Genomic DNA, 19515 nt, shown 5'->3' with positions numbered 1-19515 from the left:
TACCATTATGAAAAATAAAAACCCTTTTGACTTAACCGGTAAAAACGCCATTGTGACAGGAGCCTCTCGCGGAATAGGTAAATCTCTAGCAATGAGCTTAGCTAATGCCGGCGCTAATATTATTATCATCGATGTTGCTCGTGATGAACAAACTGAGTTAGCGATAAAACAATATAACGTATCTTGTGAAACTATTACATTTGACCTAGCTAACTTTGATAAATATGAAAATCTTATTTCGGATATCATTAAAAAATACCAACATATTGATATTTTAATCAATAATGCCGGTATACAGCGTCGTCACCCTTCCGTTGATTTTCCGAAAAATGATTGGGATCTCGTCATTAATATTAATATGAATGCAGTATTTTTTATGTGTCAACAAGTGGGTAAACACATGATTGAGCAAGGTTACGGAAAAATAGTCAATATTGCTTCTTTATTGGCGTTCCAAGGCGGATATACCATCCCAGCTTATACAGCTGCTAAATCGGCAGTGGCTGGTTTTTCAAAATCACTATCCAATGAATGGGCATCTAAGGGGATTACCATCAATTGTATCGCCCCTGGTTATATTGCTACCGAAATGAATACGGCATTGATGAATGATGAAACGCGTAATCGTCAAATTCTAGAACGGATTCCGGCCGGACGATGGGGAAATCCTGAGGATTTGGGTGGTGCCGCAGTATTCTTATCCTCTAGTGCATCTGATTATATCAATGGTTTTACCATTGCTGTTGATGGTGGATGGTTAGGTAGATAGTCGTTTTTTTAAATTAATTTTATCTTAATTATTGGTTAACAGTTAACACCAATAATTAAGATGTCTAGGAGGACATTATGATTATTGGCAATATTGAACATCTTGAGTTAATCCCTTACTTACCAAATAAACTCAAACATGCAATAGAAACAGTAAAAAAAGAGGTCAATGATAATACAGAAAATGGACGTTATACCATTGATGGTGATGATGTTTTTTATATGGTTTCAGAAACCTTATCGAGAACTCAAGAAGAAGGTAAATATGAATATCATGCTAAATATATTGATATTCAAATTGTATTGTCTGGACAAGAAGGTATGGCAGTATCTACGCTTCCACCTCATTCTGAGGTAATTGAAGATAAACTAATTAATGGGGATATTGCATTTGTAAAAGCGCCAGTAGAAGAGACAATGTTTGTTATGCAACCTAAGGATTTTGTCATTTTTTATCCTAAAGAAGTACATAAACCACTGTGTATTGTTGGTGGTAAAGCAGAAAAAATTCGTAAAGTGGTTGTTAAAGTCGCTATAGATTGACTTGTAACTAATTGTAACAATAACTAAAACAGGTTCATATGACTTCACCTGATTTGGTTATTTAGATTATCAACAATACCTGATAAGGAATAGTGATGAGTATAAATATCGCGGTAATCGGAGAGTGCATGATTGAACTCTCAATTAAAGATAATTTAACAACTAGAAGTTTTGGTGGTGATACTTTAAATACATCTGTTTATTTGTCCCGTTTATTTCCCAATGACCAAGCCTCTATTCATTATGTCACCGGGCTCGGTATTGATCCATTTAGCCAAGAGATGTTAGATCAATGGCAAAAAGAGAACATCAAAACCGATCTCATCCAACAATTAGATAATAAAATACCGGGATTGTACGCCATTATGACTGATAGTAATGGTGAGCGATCATTCTATTATTGGCGTAATGATGCTGCGGCAAAGTTTTGGTTAAAAAGGGAACAAACAGAACAGATCTGTGAAAAAATAACCACATTTGATTATATTTACTTAAGTGGAATTAGTATTGCTATTTTAGATGAATATAGTATAGATAAACTGATCGAGTTATTAGAAAAATTTAAAGCCAATGGCGGTAAAGTGATTTTTGATAATAACTATCGCCCTCGATTATGGCGTAGTCAGGAATATGCCCAAAATGTTTATTCTAAAATTCTTTCTTATACCGATATAGCATTTTTGACGCAGGATGATGAACAGTTACTTTGGGGCAATACCCACTATCAAGATAGTATTATTCGTAGTAAAAAGTTAAATGTTTCTGAAATTATTATCAAAAGAGGAAGTGAAAGCTGTATAGTCGAAACTTTAAATGAACGTGTAGAAGTACCAGCTAATGTTATTACTAAAGATAAAATCGTTGATACTACTGCCGCCGGTGATTCATTTAGTGCCGGTTATTTATCCGTTCGATTAAAAGGTGGAACAATTGAAGATGCAATCCAAAAAGGTCACGATTTAGCGGGAACCGTTATTCAATATCGAGGAGCCATCATTCCTCCTGAAGCTATGAATAACTTAATTTAAACGATAAACGTTTTAACAATAAAATGAAAACCACCTAATCAGGTTATTTGGTTGCAATATATCCTAATCTGGAAGAAATTGAATTAGTCGTCTCTTTTAATAAAGAGGCGCATTTTTTCATTTGGTTTTGCATTCGATTGCTAGGACCAGTAATACTTAATGCTGCAACGACATCATTGCTGTAATTAAAAATACCTGATGCTACGCAAATAAGTCCTTCTTCAACCTCTTCCCAATCATAAGCAATATTTTCTTGGCGAACTTTATCTAAAATATCATAAAGTTTTTGGGTATCTGTTATGGTGTTTTTAGTATGTTTTAATAATGGAGAAAGCAATACCCTATCGATCTCTTGTTGAGATTGATGTGAAAGTAATATTCGACCTAATCCGGTACAGTAGGCTGGGCGCATATGGCCTAAATTGGAGCTGGTGTGAATAGCATTATTCCCTTCACTCTTATATAAATAGACAACATTACCACTATTATAGACCCCTAAAAAACAGGTTTCATTTATTGTATTTGAAAGTGATTTGATAAATGGAATAACAACATCCACAATATTAACATTTACTAAACCTGATATACCTAGTTCAAGTGATTTGAACCCTAATGTATATTTATCTGATTTTTCATCAAAAAAAACATATTCTCGATCAAGTAATGTTTTTAATATCTTCTTAATGATAATTTTATTTAGTTTGGTCGCTTCAATGATTTCATTAATTGTCACACCTGCAGCGCAATTACTAATCACATCTAAAACTGAAATAGCCTTATCAATTGCTGATGTTGCTTCTTTTTGAATCATAATTTTAAACCTTTATAAAAATAGTCAGTCATTAATTCAACCTACCGATCACATTAATTTTTCTTTTTTAGTTCAATTGAAATTGATGATGAAATATTTTTTAACTCGTTAATAATCAACTCTTTTTTCTGTATAATTCGAAAAGAAGATCCAGCAACACTAATCGCTCCAACAACTTTATTTTGTTTTATAAAAATTGGAACTGCTATGCAAGACAATCCTTCTTCCACTTCTTCATCATCCATGGAATAACCGTCGATGCATACTTTGGCTAAACTATTATGAATCATTTCACGATCGATAATGGTTTTATCTGTAAATTGAACTAAGGGGCGACTTAATACTTTATTAATTTCGACTAATGGTTGGTAAGCTAATAATGATTTGCCAAGTCCTGTACAATAAACAGGCATTCGGCTTCCTATGTGTGAATTAGTTTTAACAGCCAGTTCACCTTCAGCTTTATATAAATAAATAACACTGCCATCATGATAGACGGCAAGAAAACACGTTTCATTAATTTTTGAAGCCAACTTTTTTAAAAAAGGGATTGAGATACCAACCAAAGAGATATTCATTAATCCCTTTACACCTAATTCAAAAGCTTTAACGTCTAAAGAATATTTTTCAGTATTTGCATCGTAACTAAGATATTGCCTTTTTTTGAGAGTATCTAAAATTCTAAATACTGTTGTTTTTGCCATTCTACTTAATTTGACAATTTCAGCTAGAGAAATGCCTGATGAATAATGACTAATTATTTCAAGCAAAGTTAAGGCATTATCTAAAGTGGATTGTTGTTTTTCAAATGACATTTATTAAACCCCAGACCATGATATTATCTATCCAATAGATTGATTAAAAACAATACAATAAATAATTAAGATGCACTTTAAAAAGGCAATTTTTAGAATACAATTTTTATCTAATTATATGTATAAATTCAGCTTAGCGGTTACATATTACTAGAATAATCATTTTTTTTCTATTAATTCAATAACATCTTTACTATTTTGCATAGTTAAAAATTTTCATAAAAATTACAATTTATTATCTTTGCTTATCATTGCAAATTGAATTAATACGATACAATGCTCAAAAAATAACAAAAAAATAAAGGATGAAAAGATTGGCAAAATTCATAAGATTCAAATATATCGTTATCACGATTGCCGCTTTAGTATTGTTGTTTATAGTAAAAGCTATTTTTTTCCCTGTGGAAAAAGCGGTCAATTATATTACATCGCCAGTCACTAAAGGGAATGTTGAGAAAACGGTGCTTGCTGATGGCACCATAAGTGCCTTTAAACAAGTTAGCGTAGGTGCGCAAGTTTCTGGACAGATAAAAAAACTGTATGTTGAGCTTGGTGATGAAGTTAAACAAGGTGATATGATTGCTGAGATCGACGATCTTAAACAAAGTAATGATCTTAAACAATCGGAAGCATCGCTTAATAGCTTAGAAGCCCAGCGAACTTCAAAGAAAGCTAAATTAGTCAACTATCAATTAATCTATGAACGTCAATTAAAGTTGGTTAAAAAAGGGGTCGGCGTCCAATCGGATTTAGATTCCGCCAAAGCTGATCTTGATGCGATTAAGGCCGATATTGCCGCCCTCGATGCTGATATCGTCAGTGCTCAAGTGGCGGTTGATACGGCAAAAGTTAATTTAGGTTACACTAAGATACGTTCACCGATTGATGGTGTGATAGTCGCCATTCCGGTTGATCAGGGACAAACAGTAAACTCGGTACAAAGTGCGCCAACTATCGTTAAAGTTGCCCAACTGGATAAAATGACCATTGAGGCGCAAATTTCAGAAGCCGACGTTATTGGTGTTAAAAAAGGTATGCCGGTTTACTTTACAATTTTGGGACAACCCAATAAGCGTTTTGATGGATTGACATTAAGAGCGATCGAACCCGCACCCGACTCAATTAATACCGAAAGTTCGACTTCAAGCTCAGTATCTACCACCAAAACTGCTATTTACTATAATGGATTGTTGGATGTTGATAATCCTGATCGTATTTTACGGATATCAATGACGGCTCAAGTGTATATTGTGTTAGCAGAAGCGAAGGATGTACTTACGATTCCATCTCAGGCTATCCAAAAAAATATAGGCACTAATAAAGCAATTGTTTATATTCTAAATCAATCCAATGAGATCGAGGAACGGGAAGTCAATTTAGGGATTAATAATAATATTAATGTTGAAATCAAATCAGGTCTTAAAGAAGGAGAAGTTGTCGTTGTTAGTAGCGCAAATGGTGCAACATTTAATCCCAATAGCAAAGGACCAAGGATAAGATTCTAAGATGACCAATACTCCATTAATTAAACTTGAAAATATTATTCGTGAATTTCCCGCTGGAGAATCAACGATACAAGTTCTTAAAGGCATCAATTTAACCATCAATGCTGGAGAAATGGTTGCGATTATTGGTGCTTCAGGCTCAGGCAAATCGACACTAATGAATATTCTCGGTTGTTTGGATAAGCCAACCAGAGGAACTTATTCAATTAGTGGGCGAACCACCAATCAATTATCACCTGATGAGTTAGCAGAACTACGCCGTGAACATTTTGGATTTATCTTTCAACGTTACCATTTATTAAATGCATTAACGGCACAAGGTAATGTTGAAATACCAGCCATTTATGCAGGTGTTACCAATGAACAACGTCAAAGTCGAGCGGCTAACATATTAGCACGTTTAGGCCTTGCTGATAAAATAAATAACAAGCCTAATCAATTATCGGGTGGACAACAACAACGTGTTAGTATTGGCCGTGCATTAATTAATGGCGGACAAATTATTTTAGCTGACGAACCAACCGGTGCCCTCGATCGTAAAAGTGGTTTAGAAGTCATGACCATTTTACGAGAACTACATCAACAAGGGCATACTGTTATTATTGTTACCCATGATCCGAATATTGCACAAAGTGCACAACGGATTATTGAGATTAGTGATGGTAATATTATTTCTGATTCAATTAATCCCAATTACTCATCTGATCAAGTTGATAATCGACAAGTTAAGCAAATCGAAATAACCAAAACGCAAGATAATTTTTCCGCCAAATATTACCGTTTTCGTGATGCATTTAAAATGGCAATATTATCCATGTTGTCACAACGGTTACGCACGTTTTTGACTATGCTAGGAATTATTATTGGTATTGCTTCTGTGGTATCTATGGTTGCTTTAGGTGAAGGAACAAAACAGAAAATACTATCCAATATTAATTCGTTAGGTACAAGTACATTAGAAATTTATGCCGGTAGCGGTTTTGGTGATCGTAACGCGGATAAAATCACAACTTTACGTTCTTCAGATGCCGATTTTCTCGCGCAACAAAGCTTTGTTCATAGTACAACACCAAATCTTTCCACTAGCGTCTATTTTCGAATAAATAATTTAGCTGTGACCGGTACGGTGAATGGTGTAGGTGAACAATTTTTTGCCGTACGAGGCTATACCATTAGCCAAGGAATAGCCTTTAATCAAGAGGCTGTAAACGCATCAGCTCAAGAAGCGGTAATTGATGAGAACACTGTCAAAAGGCTGTTTAGCGAACAAAATCCAGTAGGCAAAATTCTTATGGTTGGTCAATTACCGGTTAGAATCATCGGAGTTGCCACTAAACAACAGCAAGGGTTTGGTAGTAACGAAAGCCTTAATATTTGGTTACCTTACACCACTGTGATTAATCGTATGGTAGGGCAAACATCATTAAAAAGTATTACCGTTCGAATAAATGATAATATTGATTTAAGTGTGGCAGAACAAGCGATTAATAAAATTATGCTGCAACGCCATGGCACTAAAGATTTCTTTATCTTTAATTCCGATAGTATCCGAGAAACCGTCAATTCATCAGCTTGGGTTTTAACTTTGCTGATCTCAACTATTGCTTTAATTTCTCTCGTCGTTGGTGGTATTGGGGTAATGAATATTATGCTGGTATCTGTCACAGAAAGAACGCGAGAAATTGGTGTTCGTATGGCAGTTGGTGCGCGTTCGAGTGATATTTTGCAACAATTTCTTATTGAAGCAGTACTGGTTTGTTTAATCGGTGGTACATTAGGGATCGTATTGTCATTTTTAATTGGTTTTATTTTTAATTATTTAGTGACTTCGTTTGCTATGAGTTTTTCTATTATTTCTATTATTGCCGCATTTAGCTGTTCGTCGATGATTGGGATTATTTTTGGCTATGTTCCAGCAAAACGAGCGGCAAAACTTGATCCAATTTATGCATTAGAAAGAGAATAAAAAATCCCATTAAAATAAAATCCCTTTGTACTAATTAACGACAAAGGGATCTCAATTTTCATAATAAACAATTAAAAACGTCAACTAATTATTTTTTTGACTTGTCTTCATTTGCCGATTTTTTATCGTTTTCAACCTTAATATTAGGATCTAAACCAACTAAGTAAGCAGTTACTCTCGCATAATCATTGATAAAATTAGAGGTACTTTTAACATTTAGGCCTTGTGAATTCACAAAAAACTTACGGTTAACCACAACAGTTGGAATTGAATCTGGACTTAATTGCTTAATTGCCTCTGTTTGTTGTGCCATAAATGCTTTTACTAAAAAACTTTGTCTAGTTTTATCAAATTTTTCAGCATCAACACCCAAATCAGCAAACACAGCTTTAATATCTTCCGCGGTTTTTATTTTACGATCTTTTTGTACCGCTTTATAAAGTGCATCAGAAGCTTTATCTTCGATACCTAAAACATTAGCAACTGCCCACGCTTCAGCTAACTCTTTAGCTAAAGGGCCAAAATTTTCTAAATGATAACGTTTAAATTGAGTACCATTAGGTAATGCTTTAGCAATTTCACCTGGTACATGATATTCGCTTTCAAATTTGAAACAACTAGGACAATTGAATGAGAAAAATTCGACAACTTCTTTGTCTGGAGATGGCTGAAATGGCAAAACACCATATTGTTTACCACTTTCAATCGGTTCTAATTGTGAGACGGCACTTGCTGTAGCTGGTTGAGTATCATTCTTAGTATTTATCGGTGCTTCGTCAGCAAAGCTACTCATAGAAGTTAGTAATACTCCAATAGCAATGAGCGTTTTTTTCATTTAGTTCATTCTCCTTATTCTTGAATAATTCCGCGAGCTTTTAATATTGCTGATTTAAAATCATCTTCATAATCTTTTTTTAATCCAGGAATGGCTTCATTTTTATCTGAATTACGCATTTTTAAATGATAAATTAAAACTTCATCACTAAGATCTTTTAAATCACCATCAAAACCAGCTTCTTTACCCAATTTATCTAAAAGCTGTAACAAATTGAGATCGGAATCGTTTTCCCAAGCTGGTTGTAATAACTCAATTAATTCATCAATACGATGACATTTCATAATAATTACCTTTTTAATTATTCAACTATGTTGAAGATGATGATATAAACCTTTATGTTAATCTTTATATTGCAATCTGTATATTAAAAAGCTTCTAGTTTATACTTGGCTTTTAATCTAATGAGAACATAAAGACTGTATAAACGGATAACTAACGCTAAATTTTGTATCTAAAAATAACTTTGCTATATAGTAATGTTATTTTGTTTTTTAGCAATGTAAAAGAGAAAGTATTTATGGAAAAACTGCCTGTGACAGCCATTATTTTAGCTGGTGGCCAAAGTAACCGTATGAATGGTGTGGATAAAGGCTTAATGTTATTAGCTGAAAAACCACTTTTTCAGCATGTTATTGATCGAGTTAAGTCGCAAGTCGATTTTATAATGATTAATTGTAATCGTCATACTGATCAGTATGGTGCGTTAGATTACCCAGTTTTTGGTGATGATTTACCGGGATTTTTAGGACCTCTTGCCGGTATCTATAGCGGCTTATCGCGCAGCTCGACAGATTGGAACTTAGTTGTTAGTTGTGATACCCCTTTTTTACCGGTTGATCTACTAATTCGTTTAGCAAAATTCACTACAACCCATCAAGCGATTTTCCCTTTTGATGGCAAGAATAATCACTCAACCGTTTTATTAATCAATAAATCCGTCATCCCACAACTAAAAAAATATTTGGAAAATGGTGATCGTAAACTGATGTTATTTTTAAAACAAATTCATGCAACTGCGGTTGACTTTAGCGATACGCCGGCTAGTTTTACCAATATTAATACAATTGAAATGCTCGAAAGTGCTAATTTGGCAATTAAAGCGAATAAGTAAATCCTATCTAAAGCCGTTCCTCAACATTTTTGCAAATACAATTTTTAATTTCCTTAGATTAGCAATACTTTTAGTAGATAAGTTCATTGCCAAGCTTAGCTGGTATAAATAGGATTTTTAGCGATCTCATAGTTTAAAAACCTTGCTTCTCAATTATTTATAATACTGTTTTGGCCTTTTTGAGCACTAATGCTTTTAGGAGATTACATGATTATAAAGCTTAGCTGATGTAACTGGGGTTTTCAGCCATACAAGATTTCCAAAATCCCATTCCTCAACTTTTTTTATTTTTAAGCAGCTTCTTTAGTTGTGTAGCAAAGTTTTCTATTTCGATTTCTTGGGTCGACCATGAAGTACAAAAGCGTAAACAAATATGGTCTAGATCGCTTTGTCCTAAATTATCCACCGCATAAAGCGACACAATTTTGTTGGCTAGTTGATTGGGCAATTTAACAAATAACTGATTGGTTTGTGGTGTTGCTGCAAAAGTAAATCCTTGATTGTCAAATAAGGTTATCAGTTTTTCAGCCATGGTATTACTATGTTTACCTAAAGAAATATAGAGGTCATTTTGCATTAATGCTTTAAATTGCACGGCTATAATCCAACTTTTCGCTAATATTGCCCCTTTTTGTTTCATATTAAAGCGGAAGTCATGATTGATAGTATGATTATTAAATACCAATGCTTCACCAGCAAAAGCACCAACTTTAGTACCACCAATATAAAATACATCAGTATATTTAGCTAAGTCAGGGAAAGTAATGTCATTATCTTTCGCACCTAATGCCATTGCTAAACGAGCACCATCTAAATAAAGGTAAAGGTGATTTTTTTGACAAAATTGATACAGTTCTTTCAGCTCTTGCTTGCTATATAGAGTACCTAATTCGGTAGTATTGGATATGTACACCAGTTTGGGGTGAACCATATGTTCGTCACAATGATAATCTAAAATCGGTTTTATTAATTCTGGGGTTAATTTACCATCTTCGGTTTTAACTGTTACCACCTTATGCCCTGTCGCCTCAATAGCGCCAGTTTCATGCACATTGATATGTCCGGTCTCGGCTGCAATCACTGCTTGATAAGGTTTTAAAATATGGGAAATTGTCGTTAAATTGGTAATGGTTCCTCCTGCCATAAAATGGATATCGGCATTCGGTGAATTTAATATTTGTCTAATGTGATTGATGGCATCATTACAACAATCATCTAAGCCATAACCACTCAATTTTTTATTATTGATATCGATAAATTCTTTTAATAATTGAGGGTGAACCGTTTGGTTATAATCATTTAAAAAATCGTACATACCATTACCTTTAATCTTGTATAAAATGATGTAATATTTGCACTTAAATATAACATGATAATGTTGAAAATCTATGAATGGTAAAAAAATTATTGGGATTACTGGATATAGTGGATCTGGTAAAACTACCTTGTTAAAAAAAATTATTCAGTTAATGGTGTTGCAAAATGTTAAGGTGGGGTCACTAAAACATGCCCACCATGATATTGAGTTAGATATCCCCGGTAAAGATAGCTATGAGTTACGCAAAGCAGGTTCACTACAAACGATTATTGCGTGTGATAAACGTTATGCATTGATTGAGGAAACACCAGATATTCCTGCCGATTTAAAAACGTTGATTGATCGTTTTACTGATGTTGACGTGATATTTATTGAAGGATTTAAAGATGAGCAAATTCCCAAAATTATGTGCCATCGTAAAGCCAACGCCAAACCATTATTTATTGATAATTTTACCATTGCCGTTGCCAGTGATGAGTCTTTAAACATATCTGTACCAGTATTAGATATAAACCAACCAGAACAAATAGTTAAGTTTATAAATAATAGTTTATTTAAATGTTAATATAGCGTATCTTTCTTAACGTTTTTTTTGCTAGATTAATTCTTTATTTAACTATTTTTAACTAATCATATTTGGACTACTATGAAACGCAAATTAAGGAAAACATTAAACCTCATAAAAAAAATCATACTTGGATTTATGCTTGTTTCGGTTTTTCTTATTTTATTAATGCGTTGGTTTAATCCGTTTGGTTCAATGTTGATGGTGGAAAGAAAGATCGCTCATTGGAATATCACTCAGCAACGCACCTGGAAAGATTGGGATCAGATTTCAGATAATATTAAAATTGCGGTGATTGCCGCTGAAGATCAACATTTTGCCGATCATTGGGGGTTTGATTTTAAAGCCATTAATCGCGCATTAATTCATAATCAAAAAAACCAAAAGATGATTGGCGCGAGCACCATAACTCAACAGGTGGCAAAAAATATATTTCTATGGCCTTCGCGAAGTTGGATCCGTAAAGGTTTTGAGTCATGGTTTACCGTTTGGATTGAGGTTCTTTGGTCAAAACAACGTACGCTTGAAATCTATTTAAATAGCGTTGAATGGGGTGAAGGAATTTTCGGCATTGAAGCGGCCTCTCGTCACTATTTTAATGTCAGTGCTAGCCAATTAACGCCACATCAAGCGAGTTTATTAGCTGCAACCCTGCCAAATCCAAGAAAATGGAACCCAGCTAATCCTAATGATAGGATCCAAAAAAAGGCTGAATGGATTCGTCAACAGATGACCAACTTAGGTGGTAAAAATTACTTGAAACAGCTCAATTGATATTATTTATTAAATAAATTTTTTAATATATTCTGGCACCACTTGACTTGCAGGGCCATAAATTTTAGTTTGAAATAAGTTTTCACCTAAACTTGGCTCTAAATTAAGTTCTACCGTTTTAACGCCAAATTGATTCGCCATTTGCACAAATCCAGCCGCTGGATAAACATTTCCAGAAGTACCAATTGAAATAAAATAATCAGCATTTGAGAGCGCATCATAGATTTCATCCATCTGTAATGGCATTTCACCAAACCAAACTATATGTGGGCGAATCAGTTTGTTTTCTTCATAATTGACATCTTGATAATAATCAAGAATCTGTCCGGTTTTTTCATTGCGAACCTTTAATAATTCACCATGCATGTGGATGATATTTTTTGAACCGGCTTTTTCATGCAGGTTATCCACATTTTGGGTAACAATTAATACATTATCCGAGCCTAAGGTCTGCTCTAGTTGCGCTAAGGCAAAATGAGCCGCATTGGGTTTTACCTCAGGATTTTGTAACTTATTGCGTAGCATATTATAAAAATTATGTACACCAATGGGATCACGCAAATAACCTTGGTAGGTGGCAACATCATCCACATTATGACCTTCCCACAATCCATTTTGGGCGCGAAAAGTTGATAAGCCAGATTCAGCAGAGATACCGGCACCTGTTAAAATGACTATTTTAGGTGTTTGCAACATATTTGTTTGCCTTTTATTAATAAGTTAAATCATCTACTATAATTAAACATCATTATTGACTATATTCTGTGGTAAATATATGTAAAGCGGGTTTGCTTAACTTTTGATATTGGCTATAAGCCGTTGCTACTTTAAGCCTTGTTTCATCTTTTGCTTCACCATTCAACAAACTACTAATCATAGCATGAATACTATAAGCTTCCGGTGCCATACGGTGCAGGGTTAAAATAAGTGGTGTTATACCTAATCGAGATAATGGCGGCGTAAAATACTTCTGACTTTTACAGGCAAATACGGCTGCATAGCGTGTTTTTTGTTTCTCTTGTTCTGCTTTTGAAAGGGTATACCAACGCCAACTATCTGGTAAATAATTCCACCAAGACCATTCCATTAATGCATCATGTCCAACATAAACAACTAAATGAGCTTTTGCTCCCGCCTCAATTTGAGTTTTATCGATTAAAAAGGACGCTGATTTTTTTCCGGCTGAATAACTAATAAAATCATCTACTGTATCGTTGATATATTTACCATCATATGCCTGAGCAATAAGATAGACATCCTTGCTTTGATGTTTGTAAATTATTTCTTCTAATATCTTGCCTTTATTGGGTTTATTAACTTGTAGAACTTGCCACTCTTTTTGTTTAGCAAAATAGGTTTTAAAACCATAAGCCGCGCCCCAATAAAGATTATTTTTCGGATCTTGACCATTACCAATTGCCGCAGGTACTGGAGCGATAGCCTGATATTTGTTATCACATAATGCCACCAACACATGGATCACTTTTGGTTCAGCCAAACATGAAAATGATAACATCAGCAATCCAAATGAGAGAAATGCAAAATAGTTTTTATATTTTTTCATTAATAATGATCATCCATTTATCAACCAACGGCTACAATGAGTTTTTTAACTCATTTACTACAACGCTCTGATAGTTGATGATATTTTATTCTAATTCATCATCTTTACATACTAATAATTATAATTAATAATCAATTACTACTAGCTAGTAACGAAAAAAATATTATGGAGTATTAGAAATGAAAACAATTGGATTAATTGGTGGCATGAGTTGGGAGAGTACCGTTACTTATTATCAAGTTATCAATCAAGTTATTGGCAAATCACTTGGTGGATTACATTCAGCCAAAACACTATTATATAGCGTCGATTTTCAAGAGATAGAAAGTTGCCAAGCGAATAATGAATGGGATAAAAGCGCGATTATTTTAACCGATGCGGCTAAAAGATTAGAATTAGCCGGCGCTGATTTTATTATTATTTGTACCAATACTATGCATAAGGTTGCAGACCAAATTCAAAAGGCGATTACTATTCCTATCATTCATATCGCAGACGTAACAGCCAAACATTTGATTAAAGATAAAATAAAATCAGTTGCATTACTTGGTACCAAATACACCATGGAGCAAGACTTTTACAAATCAAAACTAATTGAAAAAGGTTTAAATGTTTTAGTTCCTGATGAACAAGATAGAATAATCATCAATAATATTATTTATGATGAACTTTGCCGAGGAAAAATTAAGTCAGAATCCAAGCAAGTTTACCTCAATATTATTAATAAACTCGTTAAGCAAGGTGCTGAAGGGGTGATTTTAGGCTGTACCGAGATCGGTTTATTAATATCCCAACAAGATTATGCCATTCCTTTCTTTGATACAGCCCTATTACATGCTCAAGAAGCTGGATGGTTAGCGATTAATTCGTAACTTCTTCAATATATTACAATATATCAACAGGTTGGCAATATAAATAGTTACAGATTGCCTCTAGTGTTGCTAGCCCAAATATTTTTACTTTACCTTATTTAAATAAATCAGATTATAAAAAAGCCCCACTTTAACCAAAGTAGGGCTTATTTATTATTAATAAAAAATCAATTATGCTTCTATAGCAACTCGTAGTTTTTTCATGGCATTTTTTTCAAGTTGACGTATACGTTCGGCTGAAACGCTATATTTGTCGGCCAATACTTGCAATGTTGATTTACTATCATCTGCATCTAACCAACGCGCTTTAATAATATCTTGGCTACGTTCGTCTAATTGAGATAAGGCATCATGTAGCTTATCGGTTGCATCATTCTCCCAATTGTCATTTTCAATCGATTTTGAGAAGTCAGAATTGCTATCTTCTAAATATAGTGCCGGTGCAACAATTGAATTATCATCATCATCATTATCAATGTCAAATGACATGTCTTGCGCTGCCATTCGTGACTCCATCTCTAAGACATCTTTACGACTCACGCCTAGCTCATCGGCAACCAGATCGACTTCAGCACTATTAAACCAACCTAAACGTTGTTTATTTTTTCTTAAATTAAAAAATAATTTTCTTTGTGCTTTAGTGGTTGCAACTTTAACAATACGCCAGTTTTTTAATACATATTCATGAATTTCAGCTTTTATCCAATGCACGGCAAAAGAGACTAAACGCACGCCCATTCCTGGATTAAATCGACGTACCGCTTTCATTAAGCCAATGTTACCTTCTTGAATTAAATCAGCTTGTGGCAAACCATAACCAGAATAGCCACGAGCAATATGCGCAACAAAGCGTAAATGCGATAAAATCAATTGTCTTGCTGCATCGACATCATCATGATAATAAAGTCTTTCACCTAGAGACTTTTCTTCCTCAGCTGTTAGCATCGGATAGGTATTTATCATGCGAAGGTATGATTCGATATTTCCTTGTGGGATTAAAGCACCTGCTTGCATTTTTAAATCAGTAGTCATTTAATTCCCCCTTAAATTAAACTAATTTTGCTACACGTTATTAATGTAGCAATTTAAAATCTTTCTGTTTAGTTAGACCACCAAAATGTGATTTAGTTCACATTTTTATCATTATATTTGCAGTAAAGCATCCAATAAAAACCGTAGATAATTAATCTACAATTATGAGACTATCACCATTTCGTTCAAATACTTTTTAGTGGCAATAAATGCTGAAAGCCAACCTATAATTATCGAAAATAAAATAATTAATAAACTTTCATCCCATGAAAGACCATTTATACTAACTATTTTTCCAAAAACATTGGATACTTGCAACATGGTTGAATCTATTTGAAGAATAAATACTTTCGATAGAATGAGAGCAAAAATAGCACTTATCAATCCTGTGAAAATGCCATTATATAAAAATGGTCGTAAAATAAAACCTTCTGTTGCACCAATTAATTGCATAACGATAATTGTCTGCCTTCGAGCAACTATATTCAAGCGGATACTATTACCAATAACTAATGATACCGCAATAACCATAAAAATTGAAATGGTCCAAACTATGGATTTTACCATATTAGTTAATGCCATTAATCGAGTAAACCAACTATCATCAAGATGCACATCATCAACCCCTACTATTTTCTGTAGTTGTGCTTGTAATGCATGTAATTTATTGGTTTGTTTAGCTGTTTCAATTGGAAAGATAATAGCAACCGCCGGTAATGGGTTTTCAGTCAGTAAGTCAAGAGCATCATCAAATCCAGACCAAGCTCTGAATTCTTCACGAGTTTCATTGCGAGAAAGATAAATAACATTTTCGACTTCAGAAATTGCCTTAAATTTATCAATTAAATCTTTGCTTTGCTCTTCACTTAATGTTTTGTCGATATATACCGTTAAATTTGGTGTTGGATACCATTGTTCTGCAGCTTGATTGGCATTTTTCAATAATATATAGCCGATTGTCGGTAATGTAATTGAAATAGCAATAACAAAAATTGTTAGCAACGAGGCAAAGATGTTTTGGTAAAAATAGTTAAACACATTATGCCATGCGTAACCAATCTGTCTTTGCCAGCGCCCTAAAAAACTATGGCTCTTGTGTTTTTTTTGTTTAGATGGCTTAAACTTTGCCTTTATCATCAATTTTTAACCTCTAAACGTCCTTGATTCAAATTTAATATTCGGTGATGTTTTCGACGAATAAGCCCCATATTATGGGTTGCCATTAACACCGTTACCCCCGTTTGATTAAATTCTTCAAATAATTTTAGTATATCTTTTGACAGTTTATTATCTAAATTCCCCGTCGGTTCATCAGCAAGTAGTACAGTTGGTCGATTGACAATTGCTCGGGCAATACCTACTCGTTGCTGTTCGCCACCAGATAACTGTATTGGATAAAATTTCATTTTATCAATCAAACCAACTTTATCTAAGGATGCTGAAACACGCTTTTTAATTTCGTCAGCAGGCTTACCTAAGATAATCAATGGAAAAGCCACATTATCATAAACAGTATGGTCAAATAACAATTGATGATCTTGATATATCATACCAATTGTGCGACGCAAAAATGGCATCTGATGTTTTTTTAATCGGGAAACATCAACACCATTCAATAATACTTTACCATCATTCGCTTTTTCTAAACCACAAATCAAACGCATCAATGTGCTTTTACCTGCACCTGAATGACCGGTTAAAAAGGCCATTTCCCCAGGTGATAAAGTAAAAGTTATATTTTGCAAAGCTGGCTTGCCACCAAGGTAAACTTTGCTAACACGTTGAAATTGGATCATGATTTATCTCTACTCTTCTGTTTCATCAAACAGTGCATCAATAAAATCATCCGCAACAAATGGTCTTAAGTCTTCGATTTTTTCACCGACACCAATATAACGGATTGGAATATTAAACTGATCAGCAATGCTGAATATAATACCACCTTTTGCAGTACCATCTAACTTAGTTAATGTCATCCCTGTTACACCCACAGCTTCATTAAATAATTTCGTTTGGCTAATGGCATTTTGACCGGTCCCAGCATCAATGGTTAACATGATTTCGTGTGGCGCAGTTTCATCTTGTTTTTTAATTACTCTGACTATTTTTTTCAACTCATCCATTAGATGAGATTTATTTTGCAAACGACCAGCTGTATCTGCAATTAATACATCAATATTTTTCGCTTTTGCCGCCTGCATAGCATCAAAAATTACTGACGCTGAGTCAGCATTAATATGCTGAGCAATGACAGGGATATTATTACGCTCACCCCATACTTGTAACTGTTCAACGGCAGCTGCACGAAAAGTATCACCAGCGGCAAGCATAACCGATTTTCCTTGTTGTTGAAATTGACGGGCCAATTTACCTATGGTTGTGGTTTTGCCAACGCCATTTACACCAACCATTAATATAACGAAAGGCTTATGCTCTTCTAAATTCAACGGTTGTTGAGCACCATCTAAAATAGATTTCATTTCATTTTTTAATAGATCATGTAATGCATCGGCATCTTTTAACTCTTTTCTCGAAGCTTGCTGCGTTAACGTAGTTATTAATTTTTGTGTGGTATCAAAACCAACATCCGCAATAAGTAATTGTTCTTCTAATTCTTCAAATAGCTCATCATCGATCTTTTTTCCTTTAAATAAGCTAAGAAAACCAGATCCTATATTTTGTTTAGTTTTAAAAAGACCTTTTTTTAAACGAGAAAAAAAACCTTCTTTCTTTTTTTCAATCATAAATAACTTATCCCATGATCAATGTTGGTGATCATTTTATCTTATTTTAGTTTAAAGCCCAACGGATTCGAGCAAAGAGAATCATATTATTGATCTATTTGATCCTACAAAAATAGAATTCTTTAAGGATCATAAATTAATTATCTAATATAAAGATCGTTAATATTAATAGATCGCCATTCGCCTAACGGTAAGTGATGAGTAAATAAATTATAGTTACCAATCTGAACGCGAATTAAGCGTAAACAAGGAAATCCAACAGCAGCACACATTCTTCTAACCTGCCGATTTTTTCCTTCGGTTATGGTAATAGTGATCCATGAAGTCGGAATTGTTTTGCGTTCTCTAATAGGTGGGACTCGTTGCCACAAATTAGTTGGCTCATCGAGAAAAGTCACTATTGCCGGTGCCGTATGAAATTCCTTTAGTTGAACACCTCTGGTTAATTTATCAATCGCTTGGTTATCAATTAGCCCCTCCACTTGTACCCAATAAGTTTTAGGTAATTTAAACTTTGGCGAACTTATTTTTGCTTGTAATTGACCATCGTTGGTGAGTAATAATAATCCTTCACTATCAGTATCTAAACGGCCAGCAGGATAAAATCTTGGTAAGGATATATAATCTTTTAACGTCTGATATTTTTCATGAGCAGAAAATTGCGTCACAACATTAAACGGTTTGTTAAAGGCGATTAAGGAACTCATCTTATCCCCAGAAGAATTAAATAATCTTAGAACGCAAAAAAGCCCAACATTGCTGCTGGGCTCGTATATTTAAAAGTCTGGCGGCACCCTACTCTCACATGGGTAATACCCACACTACCATCGGCACTACGGCGTTTCACTTCTGAGTTCGGCATGGGGTCAGGTGGGACCACCGCGCTATTACCGCCAGACATATTCTGTCTTCTCTTCTTCCAATTGCTGCGCATTATCTCATATCCGCAACAATCTCTCAATCCGGAACAAACTGTTCGATTATCTCATAATCAATCTTTATCTTCGCGTACCCAAAACAACTCCGAGTTGTAAGGTTAAGACTCTCGGTTCATTAGTATCAGTTAGCTCAATGTATCACTACACTTACACACCTGACCTATCTACGTCTTAGTCTCAAACGGACCTTACTGATTCTCATCAGGGAAAACTCATCTCGAGGCTAGTTTCGTACTTAGATGCTTTCAGCACTTATCTATTCCGCACGTAGCTACCGGGCAATGCAATTGGCATCACAACCCGAACACCAGCGGTGCGTTCAC

At 34.4% G+C, this 19515-nt stretch carries 21 protein-coding genes, 2 rRNA genes and 1 pseudogene; 9 read left to right on the top strand and 15 right to left on the bottom strand.

Annotated elements, in window-relative coordinates; genetic code table 11:
- Positions 1–7: 7 nt before the first annotated feature.
- The 3 genes from kduD to DKK79_RS00255 all read left to right on the top strand — a co-directional run bounded on the left by kduD (position 8) and on the right by DKK79_RS00255 (position 2339).
- Positions 8–769: a 2-dehydro-3-deoxy-D-gluconate 5-dehydrogenase KduD gene (gene kduD, locus DKK79_RS00265; protein ID WP_110422385.1), complete on the top strand. Its 762-nt coding sequence runs from the start codon at positions 8–10 to the stop codon at positions 767–769.
- A gap of 77 nt (positions 770–846) precedes the next feature.
- Positions 847–1311 carry a YhcH/YjgK/YiaL family protein gene (locus DKK79_RS00260; RefSeq protein ID WP_110422384.1) on the top strand — a complete coding sequence of 155 codons (465 nt, stop codon included), beginning with the start codon at positions 847–849 and terminating at the stop codon, positions 1309–1311.
- 95 nt (positions 1312–1406) lie between these two features.
- Positions 1407–2339, top strand: a complete 933-nt coding sequence (locus DKK79_RS00255) for a sugar kinase (protein ID WP_110422383.1) — start codon at positions 1407–1409, stop codon at positions 2337–2339.
- Between the two features lie 43 nt (positions 2340–2382).
- Here DKK79_RS00255 and DKK79_RS00250 read toward each other — a convergent pair whose 3' ends face one another.
- Both DKK79_RS00250 and DKK79_RS00245 read right to left on the bottom strand, forming a co-directional pair.
- Entirely contained in the window at positions 2383–3150 is a 768-nt protein-coding gene (locus DKK79_RS00250; protein ID WP_034885199.1) for an IclR family transcriptional regulator, read from the bottom strand.
- Positions 3151–3203: 53 nt separating this feature from the next.
- Entirely contained in the window at positions 3204–3965 is a 762-nt protein-coding gene (locus DKK79_RS00245; protein ID WP_110422382.1) for an IclR family transcriptional regulator, read from the bottom strand.
- Between the two features lie 305 nt (positions 3966–4270).
- Here DKK79_RS00245 and DKK79_RS00240 point away from each other — a divergent pair, with 305 nt between their 5' ends.
- Together DKK79_RS00240 and DKK79_RS00235 are read left to right on the top strand one after the other, a co-directional pair.
- Positions 4271–5470 (top strand): efflux RND transporter periplasmic adaptor subunit, encoded by a 1200-nt coding sequence (locus DKK79_RS00240; RefSeq protein ID WP_110422381.1) that lies wholly within the window; start codon positions 4271–4273, stop codon positions 5468–5470.
- A 1-nt stretch (position 5471) separates the two neighbouring features.
- Positions 5472–7436 (top strand): MacB family efflux pump subunit, encoded by a 1965-nt coding sequence (locus DKK79_RS00235; RefSeq protein ID WP_110422380.1) that lies wholly within the window; start codon positions 5472–5474, stop codon positions 7434–7436.
- 88 nt (positions 7437–7524) lie between these two features.
- On the opposite strand, the gene DKK79_RS00230 is transcribed toward DKK79_RS00235, so the two are convergent.
- Positions 7525–8271, bottom strand: coding sequence for a DsbA family protein (locus DKK79_RS00230; protein WP_110422379.1), 747 nt, complete (start codon positions 8269–8271; stop codon positions 7525–7527).
- A 14-nt stretch (positions 8272–8285) separates the two neighbouring features.
- On the bottom strand, positions 8286–8555 hold the full coding sequence (locus DKK79_RS00225; protein WP_034884473.1) for a YihD family protein: 270 nt from the start codon (positions 8553–8555) through the stop codon (positions 8286–8288).
- Between the two features lie 236 nt (positions 8556–8791).
- On the opposite strand from DKK79_RS00225, the gene mobA reads away from it, so the two are divergent.
- The gene (gene mobA, locus DKK79_RS00220) at positions 8792–9385 is read left to right on the top strand and encodes a molybdenum cofactor guanylyltransferase MobA (protein ID WP_110422378.1); all 594 of its coding nucleotides are present in this window, start codon (positions 8792–8794) and stop codon (positions 9383–9385) included.
- Between the two features lie 274 nt (positions 9386–9659).
- On the opposite strand, the gene DKK79_RS00215 is transcribed toward mobA, so the two are convergent.
- Positions 9660–10700 (bottom strand): threonine aldolase family protein, encoded by a 1041-nt coding sequence (locus DKK79_RS00215; protein WP_110422377.1) that lies wholly within the window; start codon positions 10698–10700, stop codon positions 9660–9662.
- A gap of 73 nt (positions 10701–10773) precedes the next feature.
- Here DKK79_RS00215 and mobB point away from each other — a divergent pair, with 73 nt between their 5' ends.
- Both mobB and mtgA read left to right on the top strand, forming a co-directional pair.
- Entirely contained in the window at positions 10774–11268 is a 495-nt protein-coding gene (gene mobB, locus DKK79_RS00210; RefSeq protein ID WP_110422376.1) for a molybdopterin-guanine dinucleotide biosynthesis protein B, read from the top strand.
- 81 nt (positions 11269–11349) lie between these two features.
- Entirely contained in the window at positions 11350–12042 is a 693-nt protein-coding gene (gene mtgA, locus DKK79_RS00205) for a monofunctional biosynthetic peptidoglycan transglycosylase (protein ID WP_110422375.1), read from the top strand.
- Positions 12043–12051: 9 nt separating this feature from the next.
- On the opposite strand, the gene cobB is transcribed toward mtgA, so the two are convergent.
- Both cobB and DKK79_RS00195 read right to left on the bottom strand, forming a co-directional pair.
- Complete coding sequence (gene cobB, locus DKK79_RS00200) at positions 12052–12738, bottom strand: Sir2 family NAD+-dependent deacetylase (RefSeq protein ID WP_181415205.1); 687 nt, start codon at positions 12736–12738, stop codon at positions 12052–12054.
- Positions 12739–12790: 52 nt separating this feature from the next.
- Entirely contained in the window at positions 12791–13606 is an 816-nt protein-coding gene (locus tag DKK79_RS00195; protein ID WP_110422374.1) for a hypothetical protein, read from the bottom strand.
- 179 nt (positions 13607–13785) lie between these two features.
- On the opposite strand from DKK79_RS00195, the gene DKK79_RS00190 reads away from it, so the two are divergent.
- Positions 13786–14478, top strand: a complete 693-nt coding sequence (locus DKK79_RS00190) for an aspartate/glutamate racemase family protein (RefSeq protein ID WP_034884557.1) — start codon at positions 13786–13788, stop codon at positions 14476–14478.
- A 13-nt stretch (positions 14479–14491) separates the two neighbouring features.
- Here DKK79_RS00190 and DKK79_RS00185 read toward each other — a convergent pair whose 3' ends face one another.
- The 8 genes and pseudogenes from DKK79_RS00185 to DKK79_RS00150 all read right to left on the bottom strand — a co-directional run.
- The gene (locus DKK79_RS00185; RefSeq protein ID WP_110422541.1) at positions 14492–14560 is read right to left on the bottom strand and encodes a helix-turn-helix domain-containing protein; all 69 of its coding nucleotides are present in this window, start codon (positions 14558–14560) and stop codon (positions 14492–14494) included.
- A gap of 89 nt (positions 14561–14649) precedes the next feature.
- Positions 14650–15510, bottom strand: a complete 861-nt coding sequence (gene rpoH / locus DKK79_RS00180) for an RNA polymerase sigma factor RpoH (RefSeq protein WP_110422373.1) — start codon at positions 15508–15510, stop codon at positions 14650–14652.
- A 162-nt stretch (positions 15511–15672) separates the two neighbouring features.
- Complete coding sequence (gene ftsX, locus DKK79_RS00175) at positions 15673–16647, bottom strand: permease-like cell division protein FtsX (RefSeq protein ID WP_110422372.1); 975 nt, start codon at positions 16645–16647, stop codon at positions 15673–15675.
- Complete coding sequence (ftsE, locus tag DKK79_RS00170; RefSeq protein WP_110422371.1) at positions 16647–17306, bottom strand: cell division ATP-binding protein FtsE; 660 nt, start codon at positions 17304–17306, stop codon at positions 16647–16649. The genes ftsX and ftsE overlap by 1 nt, the downstream gene beginning before the upstream one ends.
- A gap of 9 nt (positions 17307–17315) precedes the next feature.
- Positions 17316–18239: pseudogene (gene ftsY / locus DKK79_RS00165) on the bottom strand (signal recognition particle-docking protein FtsY); the annotation flags it as partial.
- A 155-nt stretch (positions 18240–18394) separates the two neighbouring features.
- A complete protein-coding gene (locus DKK79_RS00160; protein ID WP_110422370.1) occupies positions 18395–18961 on the bottom strand; it encodes a pseudouridine synthase in 567 nt (188 codons plus the stop codon).
- Positions 18962–19036: 75 nt separating this feature from the next.
- Positions 19037–19152, bottom strand: a 5S ribosomal RNA gene (gene rrf, locus DKK79_RS00155).
- Between the two features lie 134 nt (positions 19153–19286).
- Positions 19287–19515 (bottom strand): 23S ribosomal RNA (locus DKK79_RS00150); the annotation flags it as partial.

Source organism: Gilliamella apicola (assembly GCF_003202915.1).
GTDB lineage: Bacteria > Pseudomonadota > Gammaproteobacteria > Enterobacterales > Orbaceae > Gilliamella > Gilliamella apicola_Q.
This window is presented reverse-complemented; position numbering and strand designations above follow the sequence as displayed.